Origin of the sequence: Bacillus sp. FSL K6-0268, from assembly GCF_038005425.1 — a bacterium.
GTDB classification, from domain to species: Bacteria; Bacillota; Bacilli; order Bacillales; family Bacillaceae_G; genus Bacillus_A; species Bacillus_A thuringiensis_S.
In genome coordinates, this window is the sequence record NZ_JBBOTF010000001.1 from 5838166 (window position 1) to 5855079 (window position 16914).

A 16914-nucleotide genomic window follows, 5' to 3' on the forward strand; every position below is an offset into this window, starting at 1 on the left:
TAATATGGGTGATTTAACTGAGAAATTAAAATCGCATATTCATTGGGAAGAGGGCATGGATGATTCTATGCTCTCTTTTTATATCAATCAAGCAAAGACTTATGTAAGAAATGCGACAGGCAAGCAGACCGAGTATTTAATTATTATGGTCGCCGGTATTTACTATGATTACAGGATTGCTGAAAAAGAATTAGAACAAGCTCTTGATGCTTTAACGCCGATGTTTGTCCAGGAGGTTTATGCTGATGAAGAGAAAGACGAATAAACTCAAATGGATGGGTGAGCTACTTAAATTAGGAGAAACCATTGATTCGGAAAATGACCGTGTTGTGATGGGATATCCGTTAGAACGTAACATTCGTTATAATAATATTGGGGTTACAGCCACTGATAAATTTACAACGAAAGATACGAATGAAATTGTAAAGAAAATTGAAGTCCGTATCGATCGTGACATTGAAAATAATCAAAAGGATTATCGTGTAAAAGTTGGTGGCCGTATCTATAATATTGAGCGTATTTATGTACGTGAAGAAGATCGATTAATGGAGGTGTCATTGTCCTATGCAAATTAGCTTTCAAGAGTTACGAGATATCATGAGGAAATCTGGTATACCAGTTTATCGTGATAGTGCACCTACAACAGCAAAATATCCTTACATTGTGTATGAATTTGTGAATGAACAGCATAAACGGGCTTCAAATAAGGTTCTAAAAGATATGCCACTTTATCAAATTTCTGTTATTACAAATGGAACTGAAAAAGATTATGAGCCGTTAAAGGCTGTTTTTAATGCAGTAGGCGTGTCTTATTCTCAGTTTGATGGAATGGGTTATGACGAGAATGACGACACTATCACGCAGTTTATCACGTATGTGAGGTGTATCCAGTAATGGCTTCCAATAACAATGGCTTTTCTGAAGCTTTAGAAGATATTAATACGCTATTACGTGTGAATAAAAAGGTCGAACTGGATGTATTGGACGAAGCAGCCAAGTATTTTGCGAGTAAATTAAAACCAAAAATCAAAGCATCCAATAAAAACAAGCGGACACATTTAAGTGATAGCCTAAAGGTTGTTGTGAAAGATGATCGTGTATCTGTGGAATTTAAAGAGGAAGCTTGGTATTGGTATTTAGTTGAACATGGTCATAAAAAAGCAAAAGGTAAGGGGCGTGTGAAAGGAAAACACTTTGTCCAGAATACCTTTGATGCAGAAGGTGACAAAATTGCTGATATGATGGCACAAAAAATAATTGATAGAATGTGAGGATGATAGACATGCCAATTGAAAATAAAGAAATTCAATACACGGTAGGTATCGAAGATTTATATCTATGTATGATGAAAGGTAATGAATCGACAAATGCCTTACCAACCTATGAGGACATAACTTATAAGCAAACAAACATTACAGATTTAACAATTTCGACGACATCTACCAACTTTACAAAATGGGCGTCTAATAAAAAAATCATAAATATTGTCAAAAATACAGCATTTGGATTAGCTTTTAATCTTGCTGGTCTAAATCGTGAAGTGAAAGATAAAATCTTTGCTAAAACACGTAAAAAAGGTGTGTCTTTTGAAACAGCGAAGGCGAAGGCGTATCCAAAGTTCGCAGTAGGTGTTGTATTCCCTTTAAATGATGGAACAAAAATAGTACGTTGGTATCCAAAATGTACGGTTGCTCCAGTAGAAGAATCTTGGAAAACACAAGGTGATGAAATGACTGTGGATGACATTGCTTACACAATTACAGCAGATCCATTGTTATGTAACGATGTAACACAAGCTGAATTGGATACTGGCGATCCAGAGGCAAAAGGAATGAAAGCTGAAGATTTCCTAAAACAAGTCATTTGTGATGAATCTCAATTAACGCAACTTGGTGGAACATCGACACCAGGGAAATAAGGAGTGATAGTATGTCACGTTTAAGTGATTTAGTTAACGTTAATATAACTAGAAACAGCATTAAAATACAGGGTGTTACAATCCCTGTTGTTTTTACTTTTGAATCTTTTCCTTATGTGGAAGAGGCGTATGGAACACCCTATCATGAATTTGAACAAGAAATGAATGATATGTTAGGAAAAGGTCAATTTAGCCTGGGAGAAAATGAAGCGAAATTGATGCGTGCATTAATTTATGCGATGGTACGTAGCGGCGGTACAGAATGTACATTAGATGAAATGAAAGGTGCCATTCCTATGAATGATTTACCTGATATCTTCATCGTTGTATACGAAATTTTCAGTGGACAAACTTTCCAAACTTCTGATATGGAGAAGCTGAAGCAAGAAAAAAAGTAAAAAACATACTGACTAAAAATGAGGAATCTCAGTCGGAACTCGACTGGGATTTTTATTTTTATGTCGGTAATACATTGCTTGGTTTAAGTATGGATGACTTTTGGAAAATCACACCTGCACATTTTCTAAAACAGTTCATTATGCATCTCAGATACAACAATCCGGATGCATTACATGAGCAGAAACCAAAACAAATCTACACGCTAGATCAAACGCCATTCCTATAAGAAATGAGATACAACAATCCGGATGCATTACATGAGCAGAAACCAAAACAAATCTACACGCTAGATCAAACGCCATTCCTATAAGAAATGAGATACAACAATCCGGATGCATTACATGAGCAGAAACCAAAACAAATCTACACGCTAGATCAAACGCCATTCCTATAAGAAATGAGATACAACAATCCGGATGCATTACATGAGCAGAAACCAAAACAAATCTACACGCTAGATCAAACGCCATTCCTATAAGAAATGAGATAATATGAAGTGACCTCCTAGATTATCAAGTCAGGGATTTTAACCCATAATAATGAATGAAAACATTATGAATGGGGTTATACCCTATGATAATAGGAGGCCACTATGGAAAATATAATATATATTGGGATGGATGTCCACAAGGAAAGTTTTAGCTTATGTGCACTACACGGAACAACTGGGGAAATTGTAAGAGAAGCACGATGTGCTTCAAATGTATCTCTCGTAAAAAAATTCGTTGAGAAACTGAAAACAAAATATGGTGAAGATATAAAAATTAAAGCTGGATATGAGGCTGGTTGTTTAGGGTATTCACTTCATAATCTTCTTGAACAAAATGGAATTGATTGTGATATTTTAGCTCCCACAACAATGTACAGTTCATCAAAAAACAAAATGGTGAAAAATGATAAATTCGATGCCAAAATGATTGCTCTTAATTTAGCAAATGGCACCTATAAAGAAGTATATGTTCCAGAAGAAGAGGATGTTGCCGTGAAAGAGTATATCCGCATGTTAGGTGATTTTAAAACATCTTTGAAAAAAATAAAACAACAGATAAAAGCATTCCTTTTAAGACATGGCTATGTGTATGAAGGGAAATCAAGCTGGACAATCGCTTATATGAAATGGTTAAAGAATCTTGATCTACAAGGATTATTCAAAGAAACGTTAGGCGAATACCTATTACAGTATGATGTTCTAGTCGATAAAATTGAGCGGTTCAGTTTGAGATTAGAAGAATTATCTCATCGTGAAAGGTACGAAGAACCAATCGCAAAGTTAAGATGCTTAAAAGGTATAGATACAACATCGGCAATGACTGTTCATGTGGAAATTGCAGACTTCACTCGTTTTCCCACGGCTAAAGCATTTATGGCTTATGTAGGATTGACGCCAAGCGAAAGCTCAAGTGGAGAGAAAATCAGTCGACGTTCGATTACAAAACAAGGAAATTCGACCGTTAGGTCTACTCTTGTAGAATGTGCAAATGCGTTGGTAAAAGGAGCAATCGGATTAAAATCGAAGCGAGTGAAAGCAAGACAAAAAGGGCAACGAAGCGAAGTGATTGCTTATGCGGATCAGGCTGTAGAAAGGTTACAAAGAAAATATTATCGCATGATATATCAAGGGAAGCCTAGAAATGTTGCCGTTACAGCTATCGCAAGAGAACTGGGGTGTTTTATATGGGGATTAGAAACAGGTAAAATTCACCGAAAATAAAGAGGGAAGGATATGAAGTTGATTGATTCATTCATTCATTCATAGTTAGAAATCAAAGGTATCAATTGATGGCATAGATGAGCTTCAGAGATAGTGAATTACAGGTCTGGCTATCTATGACTCACCTCTTCTGGCATGGCTGAAATTCTGATAAACAAGCTATTTATTAGAATTTGAAAAGGTGTGATCCACGCAGTGAGATTATAAGAGCCTAACGACGAACCATTAACCTGAGGTAACCAATCCACGAATAACAGAGTGGTTAACTGTCGATAGATCTTATTTCTGAAGCTTTTGTATGCCATCAAGAAAAATATTATGGGTGAAAAACTATTGACAAAGGTCACTTCATAACAGGTGAGAAAATGCCAGGGAATAGTAAAGAAAGAAACGTCGTCCTTAATTTTAAAATGGATGGCCAGGTTCAGTATGCCAATACATTGAAACAAATCAATATGGTGATGAATAATGCAGCGAAAGAATATAAAAATCATATTGCAGCAATGGGCCAAGATGTGACGATGACTGATAAACTTCTTGCTGAAAAGAAGAAGCTTGAAATTCAAATGGAAGCAGCCAAGAAACGTACAGCTATGTTACGTGCTGAATATCAAGCTATGTCTAAGGACACAAGTACAACCGCCGAACAACTCAATAAGATGTACGGGAAGTTGCTTGATGCAGAACGTGCTGAAACTTCTCTTGATCATGCAATGAAAAGAGTGAATGAAGGTCTTTCCGAGCAAGCAATTGAAGCCAGGGAAGCACGTGGAACTTTACTGGATTTACAAGAGAATTCTAAGAAACTTGAAGCAGAACAAAAGAAACTAACAAGCTCATTCAAACTTCAAAATGCTGAATTAGGTCAAAATGCTAGTGAAGCGGATAAGTTAGAATTAGCGCAGAAACAACTACGTCAGCAAATGGAAATGACTGATAGGGTCGTCCACAACTTAGAACAACAATTAAGTGCAGCAAAGCGTGTGTATGGTGAGAATTCTACCGAAGTGCAGCAACTTGAGGCTAAATTAAACCAAGCAAAAACGACATTAAAGCAATTTGAAAACTCATTACAGAGTGTTGGGCGGAGTGGTTCACAAGCGGCGGATGGTATGGCGGAAATCAATAAGAAACTTGATATGAACAATTTAATGGAAGCCGCTGAAGTTCTACAAGGAATATCCGAAAAATTGATTGAAATGGGAAAATCAATTGTAAATACAGCAATAGAGTTTGACGGATCACAGAGGAAAATTCAAGCTTCATTAGGATTGACTGGGAAAGGTGCCGAAAATCTTCAAAAGATTGCTGTTGATACTTGGAAAAAAGGTTTTGGGGAAAATCTTGAAGAGGTAGACAATGCGCTTATAAAGGTCTATCAAAATATGCGCGATGTTCCACATGAAGAATTACAAGGTGCATCAGAAAACGTTTTAACGCTAGCTAAAGTTTACGATGTTGATTTAAACGAAGCGACTCGTGGTGCAGGACAATTAATGAGTCAGTTTGGTTTATCGACACAAGAAACATTTGATTTACTTGCTGCCGGTGCTCAAGAAGGTCTAAATTATTCAGATGAGTTATTTGATAACCTCTCTGAATATGCGCCTTTATTTAAACAAGGTGGTTTTAGTGCGCAAGAAATGTTTACGATTTTAGCAAATGGAACAAAAAGTGGTTCGTATAACTTAGACTATATCAATGACCTAGTGAAAGAATTTGGTATCCGTGTACAAGATGGTTCGAAAGGTGTATCAGAAGGATTCGGCGATTTATCTGAAGAGACACAAAAAGTATGGAAGTCATTCAATGAAGGTAAGGGAACTGCAGCCGATGTTTTTAATGTTGTGTTAGGTGATCTTCAAAAGATGGATGACAAAGTAAAAGCAAACCAGATTGGTGTTGCTTTATTTGGCGTGAAATGGGAAGATATGGGCGCTGAAGCTGTACTTAGTCTAAATAATGTACATGGTGGTCTTGGTGATGTAACTGGACGTATGGGTGAAATGAAGAAACTTCAGGAAGAATCTTTGGGACAGCAATTTCAAAAAGCACTAAGAGAAACACAGGCGGCGTTAGAACCACTTGGAAAGAAATTTGCAGAATTAGCGAAAGATATTCTACCTCCAATTGTTGATGGAGTTAAAGCTGTAATGGATTGGTTTAGTAAGTTGTCTGAAGCTGATCAAACACTTTTAATGGTGATGAGTGCATTAAGTACAGCGTTTATTATTCTACCTCCAATTGTAGCAGCTCTCGCAGTTTCATTTGGTGCGTTGAATTTGGCGTTTTTACCTGTGATAGCTACCATTGCAGCAGTTTCCTTAGCGATAACGGGTATCATCATGTTGATAAGAAACTGGGGTGAAATAACGGATTGGCTATTTGAAAAGTGGTCACAATTTAAGGATTGGTTTGGTGGATTATGGTCCGGAATCGTTCAGGCTTGTAGTGATGGATGGTCTTCCACAGTTACGTACTTCTCAGGTGCCTGGGCTTCATTTACAGAAATGATGCATAGTTTCTTTGAACCAATCGGTCAATTTTTTAGTGATTTATGGTCTGGGATTGTTGAAACAGCATCTGCTTGGTGGTCAAATCTTGTCACGAAAGCATCTGAATTGTGGGGACAACTGAAACAAAGTTGGGAAGAAACTTGGAACTCCATACGTACATTCTTAGACCCGGTTATTTCGTTAATTTTTACGGTTTTAGAAGCGGGATGGCTGTTAATACAGGCAGGTGCGCAAATTGCTTGGGCTGCCATTAGTAAATATATTATTAATCCGATGGTGGAAGCGTATAATTGGTGTAAAAATCAGCTCGGTGAGCTAGTTTCTTGGCTTGGTTCACAGTGGGAAACAGCCAAATCTTATACACTGGCAGCATGGAATTTGGTAAAACAGTATGTGATGCAACCGGTTCAAGAATTGTGGGATGCTACGAAAGAAAAACTGAATGATTTAGCAAATTGGATATTACAAAACTGGGGAAAAATTAAATCCTATACACTTACAGCGTGGCAAGTGGTTTATAAATATATCATCGATCCGGTTATTTCAGCTTATAATGCTGCAAAAGAGAAATTCAATGATATGTACAACACAGCACGGGAGAAATTTGATTCTGTAAAAAATGCAGCGCAAGAAAAATTTGACGCAGCAAAGAGATTTATCGTTGACCCGATAAAAGATGCGGTAGATAAAGTAAAGGGATTCATTGATAAAATCAAAGGGTTTTTCAGTGATTTGAAATTAAAGATTCCGAAACCGGAAATGCCTAAAATGCCGCATTTTAGTTTAGAAACTAGCACGAAAAACATTTTAGGGAAAGACATTACGTATCCATCTGGCATTGGTGTACAATGGCGTGCAAAAGGCGGTATTTTTACTAGACCTACAATTTTCGGTATGAGTAATGGTCAGTTACAAGGTGCAGGAGAAGCTGGAAATGAAGCGGTTTTACCGTTGAATAAAAAAACATTAGGCGCGATTGGTGAAGGGATTGCAGCAACGATGTCTACTGAACCAACTGTAATTCATATTTATAATCCTTCAGTGAGGGATGATCGTGATGTTGACCGCATGGTCGGAAAAATAGATGATGCACTTGCTCAAAAAGGGCGTAATTCAAAAATAGGAATAGGGAGGACGACTTAATTGTTGGATATAGGAATCGATAATGAATTAGCAAGCAGTTACGGATTAGGTGTAGTAGGTCGTCCTGTGATTTCTACCGCAAAACAAAAGGTAGAACATATAGAAATACCAGGACGACATGGTTCACTTACAAAGAAAGGGACATATGAAAATGTTTCTTTTAAGGTGAAATTTAATATGTTGGAAAGAGAAAATATTAAACCTTTCATAAGACGTGCAAAACCTTGGTTATTACAAGGGAAAACACTCTTTTTCACAGATGAAGATGTGTATCGGAAGATTAAGCATGTTGAAATGGGAGACATCATAACTGAGATTGAGGAGCATGGTGAATTCGAGGTAGATTTTACGCTAGGCCCCTTTGAATATACAGAAGATGTAAACCTAAAGCTCACCGAACCTGGTGTCATTTATAATCCAGGTACAATTGAATCTGATCCTAAGTTTTGGATTGTGGGAAATGGTACTTTCCGTATAACAATCAATGACGTCTCTTTCCAAATAAAAGATGTGAATGGTTCTGTTGTTATAGACTCAGAAGTACTTGAAGCATATACCGATACCATATCAATGAATCATAAAATGGTTGGGCAGTTCCCTATATTGGGCGTGGGGGAAAATACAATAGAGTGGTCAGGAGCAATTCAATTTATGGAAATTAGGCCTAGGTGGAGATATGCATGATTACTTTATATAAACCAAATGAGACTGATTTTACACACAATGGTATAGGAGCTTTAGATAAAAATATGTATAACGCGACTGTTGAGGAAGAACTTAATGGTTTATTTTTATTTTCATTTCGTTATCCATTGTTTGCGCCGCACGGTCTGGAAATAGAGGGAATGAGCATCATTAAAGTTCCAACTCCTGATGGTGAACAACTATTTCGAGTAGCAGCTCCTAAAGTCAGCATGGGTGAGATTACAGCGCAATGTTATCACATCTTTTATGATTTAACAGAAAATCTGATTGAAGATATTTTTGCTGAAACAACAAATGGCAATGGAGCTATGAATCGTATGTCAGCAGGATGCCAATACAAGCATCCTTTTCAGTTTTATTCAGATGTACCAAAGATAGCCAGTGCACGTATTGTCCGTAAAAATCCTGTGGAAGCATTATTGGATTCTAGTCAAGACAATTCATTTGTTAATCGTTGGGGCGGCGAATTAAAACGAGATAATTTTGATGTGAAGATGCTACTAAATCGCGGTATGGATCGTGGAGTAGTGATTCGGCATAAAAAAGATTTGCTTGGATACGAGGGAAATGTTGATTGGAAAAGTCCCATAACTAGAATCATGCCACAAGGTTTTGAGGAATTATTTCTTCCTGAAAAGTATGTGGATAGCCCACTTATAAATAAGTATCCTCATCCGAAAATTAGAGTGATTGAGTTTAAACATATTAAAGCAGCTATTGGTGAAAATGCTGACGATGAAGATGCAGTTCCGTTAGAAGAAGCGTATAAATTATTACGTCAGGCCGCAAAAGATATGTTTACGATTCAAAAAATTGACCAGCCTAAAGCAACTTATAACGTTAAGTTTCAGGAGTTATCACAAACGGAAGAGTATAAGGATTATAAGCATTTACAAAGTGTTTATATGGCGGATACGGTTACGGTCGAACATCAAGAAGATGGTATTGATATAAAGGCGAAGGTAATTGCATATAAATATGATCCAATAAAAAAAGAGTATCTGGATATAACCATTGGTAACTTCAAAGAATCCTTTACAGACGTTTCCGGTAAGGTTGATTTGGTACAAGAAGAGTTGTCCAATATGCCAGGCTCTATTTTGGATGCAGCAAAAACAAATGCTACAAGCCTTATTAATTCTGGGTTCGGAGGGCATGTCCGTGTTTATCCAGATCGTATTTTAATTATGGATACGAAAGATGAAAAGAGTGCGAAAAAGGTTTGGCAATGGAACTTGAATGGATTAGGGTATTCTTCCACAGGTGTGAATGGCCCATATGGAACTGCCATTACAAGTGACGGAAGAATTGTTGCTGATTTTATTACTGCAGGTACGTTGAGTGGAAATCTTGTGCAAGGTGGAGAAATAACAGGTGCAACATTACGAACTTCAGATAGTGTCAACTATGTAAATATTTCAAAGCAATTCATACGCTTGTATGAGTCATCTAAAACAAGGGTGTTTGTAGGGTATTACAAAAATAGTAGAAATGAAATACAACCAACTCTTATTTTAGGCGGAGATTCAGATTCCACAGGGGCAAATGGTGCTATTATGGTGTACCAATTCTCAGATACGAGCGTTAAGTCTGGTGGAATCGGAATTACAAAAGGACTCGAGGGCAATGGATACTTGAATGCAGCATCTTTATACTTTTCACAAACAGGTAACGCAATGCTTGACGCTGATAAAATGATTGTCCTAGATGCCCAAAGTGAGATGAGATTTAAGGTTAAAGATCAATTCCGCTTTTATCGTAATGACAATTGGATTGCAAGTATCGGGGTTGCATCTGGAGGGGATACAGATATCATGCTCCCAAATGCGATAATACGAAATTCGAGTTGGGACAATGGGTATATCCAAGTGAAAACCGCTCTTGGGACATATTATCAAGGAGTAATTGCTTCAGACTTCAAAGTTTCTTCAAAAGAAACCTATAAAACCAATATCCGTCCTGTTGCATTCAGCGCACTGGAAAAGGTAATGGAATGGGAAATTAAACAATACAATTTGAAAACCGACATTCCAAAACTGTATGAAATGCGTATGAATCGTAAGGAAGGAGAGCCAACAATTACTACAGATGCAATTCCTACACATTATGGTTTAGTTATTCCAAAAGAATCAGAGGAAAATGGTGTAGGCTTATACGGAATGCTTTCACAATTAACAAGTGCATTTCAAGAGTATGTAACTAAAACTAGGGCTAAATTCGAGGAAATAGAGCCGATAAAGCCTAAAGGGAATATAAAACATAGGAACAAAGTAAAACGTCAAAGAAGACCGCCTAGACGTGTGAAAAGGAATAGTTAGAGAGAGGTGTAGTCATGCGAAATGAGGAAATTATTATAGATTTAGCAGATCCTGTGTTTACAAAAACAATTCGTTCTCGGCAGAATGACAAAAATGGGTTGAAGCTTACGGTGTACGTAAGAGAAAAAGGGGAGAAGGTGGATTTAACAGGATATGTGGTTAAATATGAGGCGACAAATCACACAGGAGTATTCATTCGAGATGATGCTCAAATAGTTGATGCAAAGAATGGTGTGTTTTCCTATACGTTTACATCTCAAGCTGTTTCCACATCGGATGATTGGACAGCTTATTTTGTGATGGAAAAAAGTACAGAACGAATGAGTACACCAGATATTCGTATTACATTAAGACGTGATGTGAAAGAAGGAAATATTAAAATCGAAAACTATATTTCTGAGTTTGAGATTATTAAGAAAACGTTAGACGAGCTGCAGAAGAAATTAAATGCTATGGATGTTGTTAAGAAAAGCGGAGACACCATGACAGGTGACCTAGGGATGGACCCAGGTAAATCAGTTCAGTTTAAATCAAGTGGAAGTACTAATAATAATTATGTTCTTAGAGGTCAAGCGGGACAGAATAAGCTAGTACTCTCAGATATCACGTCAAATAAGTTTATTTGGGATTACTTCAGTGACACGGATACTTTCACAGTTATATCTAACACGAACCTCTTAAAGAAAACAGGAGATATTATAACAGGGCTTTTAAAGTTCCATGCTCTGGGTCAAATGTTGATGACTCAACCTGATTCAGCGACAGGTCCTTCTGCTCGTGGGTTACACTACGCGGATAAAGACACAGACGGAAGCGTTAATCGTGGCGGAATGGGACGTTTCAAAGGGGCTAACAACGGTGAAGAATATCTGTACATGGGATTCGGTGCTACTCCCTGGGATTCTCAAAGTGGGTTAATAGTTCGACCTGATGGATCAGCAACCTTGAAAGGTAAAAAGATAGCAACCGCTGAAAATGATACAGGATGGATTAAGCTTGCTACAACTGGGGTGGAAAATGTTGCTAACAGAGATATGAAATACAAGAGAAGTGGTGAAAACATGAGTGTAATTGGTTCAGTTCGAAATCCTCAAAATGAGGCAGTATTCGCTACATTACCAGTTGGATTTAGACCGGTACAACACATTGCTTTTCCAGCGCTGGCATATGGATATACACCCGCAGCGTGTGAAGTGACAATAAAACCTGATGGGGGGATTTTCGTGAATGGTGTTCCGAGCGGGAGTACGGTTCATATTGCAATGAACTTTTTAATTTAAATCGTACAAGTTAAGCGTGCATAAGCAGGCTTATTTATTTTGCTCAAGGGGATGAGAACAGTGGAGGAACAAATCTTCAATTCAATGATTCAACAAGGAGCATTCGCAGCGTTATTTGTGTGGATGCTTTTTACTACGCAAAAAAAGAATGAACAGCGTGAAGAACAGTATCAAAAAGTAATCGAAAAAAACCAAGCAGTCATCGAAGAACAGGCAAAAGCATTTGGTTCACTTTCAAAGGATGTATCAGATATTAAACAAAAAATTATGGGGAATGGTGACGACAAATGAAAAAATCTATTAAATTATTAGCCTCAATTTCTACTGCAGCTATCATTGCATTTACTTCAATAGGTAGTGTCTTTGCTGATCGAGAAATGATTATTCCTGGGTTACCTAAAGTCGAATATCGCAATGGATATGGAGCATATGAAGGTGTAATAGCACATTCTACAGCAACTCCTGAAGCGCCTGCTATTAATATTCGAAACTATGAAGCAAGAACATGGCGTTCGGCATTTGTACATTATGTAACAGACTGGGATGAAACAGTTCAAATTGCTTCCACAAAATATCAAGCATGGGGAGCGGGCTTAGCAGCCAATAAACGATTTGTTCATGTAGAGCTCTCTGAAACGAGTGACTCTATTAAATTTAAAAAATCCTATGAGAGATATGTGAAGCTACTCGCTAAGATTTTACGTGATAGAAACATTGATCCATCCATTGGATTGTGGACGCATAAAGACATTACGTATAAGCTTGGTGGCACAGATCACGAAGATCCGATTGATTATCTTCTCAGTCATGGTGTATCAGAATCAAAGTTTCGTACTGATGTATTAAAAGCATATAATGGAAATTCTATTTCAGTTGAAGCGAAACCAAAGCAACCAAGTGAAGTACCTGGTGTTATGAATGAAGTGGGAGTAGCGTATATTGATGGATACAATATAAACCTTCGTTCTGGTCCATCCACAATAAATAGTGTTATTCGTAAATTACAAAAAGGTGAAGCATATAAAGTCTGCGGTAAAGTAGGCAACTGGTTGAATCTTGGAGGAAATCAGTGGATTTATAACGATTCCTCATACATTCGCTATAAAGAAGAATCGTCATCTGTGGAAGGTAAACGTGTAGTTTCTAAAGTGAATGACTTACGATTCTATTCAAAGCCTTCCTGGTTAGATAGAGATGTTGCGGGAACTGTGGATGAGGGGTTAGGATTTACAATTGAGGCGAAAGTAAATGTAAATAGTTCACCACAATATAAAGTACACAATAGCAAAGGAAAAACATACTATGTAACAGCAAGTGAAGCCTACGTGTATGTGAGGTAAGCAAAAGCAGAGCATTCCTCTGGCGAGTGTGAGGAACGCTCTTTTTTGACATTATAAAGATATATTATCTCCCATTGTTGGTTTACCAATAGTATTATATGTAACAGTAGAAATGAATATGAACGATAAAAATAAAAAAAGAGCATTCTTGACTGGAGTACGCTGTTTTGTGATAGAACCATCTATGTGAAGCGATGCTGAATCACTTTTCTTATATGTGACCAAATTGCAGATATGACACTTCCTTACAAATAAGAATAAGTGTACATGCTTACTTATATCTGGGCTCTCATCACCATAAAGATAAAACGGGAAGAAACAAGCCAGGATAGTGGTCTGGCTTGCTTTTTTTGTAAGGCATATCATAAACTGGGAGTGCTCTAAGATATGTAAGGTAGAAGCAACATGTGTTATTACATAAAAAATTTCCACAGTGGCCGTTATCACTGTTAGGAAATCTTGCAAGATAGGAAACTAGGATGGGTAGATGGAACGGAAAAGAAGAGATTCCTTTTGTAGGAAATGATGTGAAAACCATGGCGCAGTGGAGAGAACATGCGGCAATTTTTATTGTATGACAAGAAATAGGTCGGGAGGAAAACGTAGGTGGGGCAAGCATTGGCCGATGTAGAGGAATGCGTGAGAGGGGGAGTGGCTATGTACGGGGGGAAGGGGCAGGGTGTGTCTGTTTTGGTGGGTGAAGGAACTGAAAAATGGGAGAGTAGCAGAAGGGGAGTTTGTATGGTTTGAAAGCTAGGAAAGTAGGAATCTATCATGCGTTTTCTGGGTATATGTATCATGTATTTCTGCTGATATGAGGTGTAAAGTTCCCAATAGGGTGTACCCTAATGAATAAACTGTAAAACGTTAAGAATAGGGATATATTAGAATTATATAGAATATATTGGATATCTCTCTTGTTCGTTGCTCACACAACGCGTGATAAAACGAAATACCTATCTTGTTCCAAGAAAAGTAAAACCTCTCTATCTCGTTGCTTACTGTATTCTATACAACCCCCAAGCACTTCGTGCTAGTTTTTTTGATTATTTCACCAAAAAAATGTGGTAATATCCAGAGAATATAAGAAAAATCCCCGAATATATGGTGAATTAAGCCAATCGCTCTATTCCCCAGTCAATGGAAAAGGGACTACTTTATATTTACAAACAAAAATATTATGTATAATAAACATTATGATTATGTATCTCCCGTTTCGTTTTACGAGATGCACACGAATATACCGATACAAACCATTTTTTATGCTTCTCATTGAGGTACACCCTATTGGGAACTTTTTCGTAGAAATCCTTGTGTGTACTGGATTCTTTTTTGTTCGTTTGTTTCTATTTTGTAAAAAAGGAGGTTGGATCATGACGAAAAAGGTGATTGTGAAACAAATGGTGACAGATTTGGAATTGTTGGGGGTTATTCAGCAGTTTGGATGGACGACGACAGGACAACTCGTTGCTTATTTGGGATCGTATAGTAGGCGCAGTATTCTGCGTAAGCTGGAGCACCTGCGTCCGTATCTTCACAGTATTGTCGAACCGTCTCGTCATATTTTTGGAATCAATAGCAAAGGCGGGGCGTTACTTGGCACACCTCATGTCACGATGCTCAGTGATTTACATGACATCTACGATGTCCTCTACCGCAATGACATTTGGGAATGGTGCGGGTATCCGGAGTGGCGGTGGCACGAGGAATTATTACCTGCTGGTAAACAGGAAGCGCTTGTGCCGGCAGCCTATTGGTATAATCGGGAGCGACTACATGTCATGGAAATGGATACGGGGGAGAATTTGTATGAAACAATGTGCCACATGCGCCGCTATGAGGGGTTGGTTAAACAGGCGGAAAAACGCGGAACGCCCGTTCCGCAGATTTATTATTTCACACCTGACCGCCAGCGCCTAGCGTGGCTCGAGGAAGCACTGGGCGGGCATAAGTTGTGGCTGCGGTGTGTGCACGCACTTAAAAAAGGAGGACGTGTATGATGAATAACTTACGAGTTTCCTATCAGATGTATGGTACGTTACAACAAGGAGGATCATTTATATGAGTAAGAACGAAAATGTATTTAATAATCTCATCACCCCACAGCTAGTACCTACGGTTCCTATTACTCCAGTGCAACAAGCACAACTTTTAGCCTTAATCCAACAATTACAAATTGCTATTAATACGTATTTTAATAACCCAAATTTAGTAAATCGTATAGCTTTACAAAATAGTTTAATAAATCTATATGACTTTTTACTCAACGAATTTCCTACTGTAACTGAGAGGAACGCTACACGAAATAGTTTATATCTTCTCTTAGCTGTTAACAATCGTTTAGCCTCAGCTACTTCAGCAGAAGTTGGTCAAATTGCTACCATGTTACAATCTCTGTATACTACTTTATCATTTTTAATGGCAGAATTTATTATGGACGTTGCCACACGTAACCAAATCCTCAATATTTTATCTACTTTAGTGACAAGAACAGCCGCTGTTTCTAGTGGCGGTGCGGGAGCAACTGGACCGACGGGGCCAGCAGGGCCTCAGGGAGCGACAGGCGCCACGGGGCCAAGTACGGGTGTAACAGGACCAACGGGACCGCAAGGAATTCAAGGACCAGCAGGACCTCAAGGGCCCCAGGGTCTTCAAGGCGTACAAGGTCCAGAAGGGCCAGAAGGCGAGCAAGGCCCACAAGGGATTCAAGGATTGCAAGGGCCGCAGGGACCCCAAGGGATTCAAGGTGTGGAAGGGGATAATGGTGCTACGGGGCCGGCAGGGCCGACTGGAGTGACTGGTGCTACGGGACCAGCAGGGTCTTCAGCATCATCACCCGGAATTAATTCAGCTAATTTTGCTATAACAGCAGGACAATCACCAGGTGGAGGGGGACGATTTCTATTTAATGCATCAACGATCTATCCAACTCCGGGCACTTCCGAAATCTCGTATATTAATGGTTCTGGAGATGTTGAATTAGCTAGAGATTTTATCTATTTGGTTAGTTATACGGTATCAGCTCAGAAAGCATCTAATAATTACGCTCTTACATTAACTAATTCTGGAACTACCGTTGAAATTCCTGGGAGCCGAATAGGGTTTGCAGCTGGCCCTGGTAATGCTCAGACTGGTTCTCTCACTCTTGTGATTAATACTGTAATTGGTGATTCAGTGTTGCGATTAATCAGTCTTGATGCAGGTCTTACTACTAGTGCCACTATGTGTGTAGTAACACTAGGAGCATTTTCCGGCTAATTAATGACGAACTTATAAATGTGAACAATCTGCCTATGGCGTTAGTTGTACTCATTAAGTTTATAACGTTTTTCATCACTTGTAAATTTTTTGCAAGTGATGTTACATATTTTGGGGTCCAATCTAATATACAAACTCTGCACAAAGTATTTCAGAAAAATAAAGTCTAATTATTCTTATATTTTTATTAATAAATTACAAAGAGAATTAGAGCCACCACTCACTATTTTAGAAACAGATAAAAGATTCTATTTTCATTGCTCATCTATCCATCACGTAAAAAACAAAGATATACAGTAGAAAACGCCTGTGGCCACAATTGCACT

The 16914-nt window shown here is 38.2% G+C and carries 15 protein-coding genes; all 15 read left to right on the forward strand.

What is annotated here, in order from left to right:
• The first annotated feature begins 4 nt into the window (after positions 1-4).
• The 15 genes from MHI28_RS30355 (at position 5) to MHI28_RS30425 (ending at position 16588) form a co-directional block, all read left to right on the forward strand.
• Positions 5-265 (forward strand): head-tail connector protein, encoded by a 261-nt coding sequence (locus tag MHI28_RS30355; RefSeq protein WP_078188244.1) that lies wholly within the window; start codon positions 5-7, stop codon positions 263-265.
• Entirely contained in the window at positions 246-575 is a 330-nt protein-coding gene (locus tag MHI28_RS30360) for a hypothetical protein (protein WP_340828037.1), read from the forward strand. The genes MHI28_RS30355 and MHI28_RS30360 overlap by 20 nt, the downstream gene beginning before the upstream one ends.
• Entirely contained in the window at positions 565-894 is a 330-nt protein-coding gene (locus MHI28_RS30365; protein ID WP_340828036.1) for a hypothetical protein, read from the forward strand. The genes MHI28_RS30360 and MHI28_RS30365 overlap by 11 nt, the downstream gene beginning before the upstream one ends.
• Positions 894-1271: an HK97-gp10 family putative phage morphogenesis protein gene (locus MHI28_RS30370; RefSeq protein WP_340828035.1), complete on the forward strand. Its 378-nt coding sequence runs from the start codon at positions 894-896 to the stop codon at positions 1269-1271. Before MHI28_RS30365 ends, MHI28_RS30370 begins: the two co-directional genes overlap by 1 nt.
• A gap of 11 nt (positions 1272-1282) precedes the next feature.
• Complete coding sequence (locus MHI28_RS30375) at positions 1283-1918, forward strand: major tail protein (RefSeq protein ID WP_340828034.1); 636 nt, start codon at positions 1283-1285, stop codon at positions 1916-1918.
• Positions 1919-1929: 11 nt separating this feature from the next.
• Positions 1930-2316 (forward strand): hypothetical protein, encoded by a 387-nt coding sequence (locus tag MHI28_RS30380; RefSeq protein ID WP_327940314.1) that lies wholly within the window; start codon positions 1930-1932, stop codon positions 2314-2316.
• A gap of 593 nt (positions 2317-2909) precedes the next feature.
• A complete protein-coding gene (locus MHI28_RS30385; RefSeq protein ID WP_277548338.1) occupies positions 2910-4028 on the forward strand; it encodes an IS110 family transposase in 1119 nt (372 codons plus the stop codon).
• A gap of 365 nt (positions 4029-4393) precedes the next feature.
• On the forward strand, positions 4394-7687 hold the full coding sequence (locus MHI28_RS30390; protein ID WP_340828432.1) for a phage tail tape measure protein: 3294 nt from the start codon (positions 4394-4396) through the stop codon (positions 7685-7687).
• Positions 7688-8371, forward strand: coding sequence for a phage tail protein (locus tag MHI28_RS30395; RefSeq protein WP_340828032.1), 684 nt, complete (start codon positions 7688-7690; stop codon positions 8369-8371).
• Positions 8368-10710 (forward strand): phage tail spike protein, encoded by a 2343-nt coding sequence (locus tag MHI28_RS30400; RefSeq protein WP_340828031.1) that lies wholly within the window; start codon positions 8368-8370, stop codon positions 10708-10710. Before MHI28_RS30395 ends, MHI28_RS30400 begins: the two co-directional genes overlap by 4 nt.
• Before the next feature lie 14 nt (positions 10711-10724).
• Positions 10725-11990, forward strand: a complete 1266-nt coding sequence (locus MHI28_RS30405; protein WP_340828030.1) for a BppU family phage baseplate upper protein — start codon at positions 10725-10727, stop codon at positions 11988-11990.
• A 60-nt stretch (positions 11991-12050) separates the two neighbouring features.
• The gene (locus MHI28_RS30410) at positions 12051-12281 is read left to right on the forward strand and encodes a BhlA/UviB family holin-like peptide (RefSeq protein WP_000392440.1); all 231 of its coding nucleotides are present in this window, start codon (positions 12051-12053) and stop codon (positions 12279-12281) included.
• Complete coding sequence (locus MHI28_RS30415; protein WP_078187359.1) at positions 12278-13330, forward strand: N-acetylmuramoyl-L-alanine amidase; 1053 nt, start codon at positions 12278-12280, stop codon at positions 13328-13330. The genes MHI28_RS30410 and MHI28_RS30415 overlap by 4 nt, the downstream gene beginning before the upstream one ends.
• 1373 nt (positions 13331-14703) lie before the next feature.
• The gene (locus MHI28_RS30420; RefSeq protein ID WP_340828433.1) at positions 14704-15330 is read left to right on the forward strand and encodes a hypothetical protein; all 627 of its coding nucleotides are present in this window, start codon (positions 14704-14706) and stop codon (positions 15328-15330) included.
• 61 nt (positions 15331-15391) lie between these two features.
• Positions 15392-16588, forward strand: coding sequence for a collagen-like repeat preface domain-containing protein (locus tag MHI28_RS30425; RefSeq protein ID WP_340828434.1), 1197 nt, complete (start codon positions 15392-15394; stop codon positions 16586-16588).
• Positions 16589-16914: the final 326 nt, after the last annotated feature.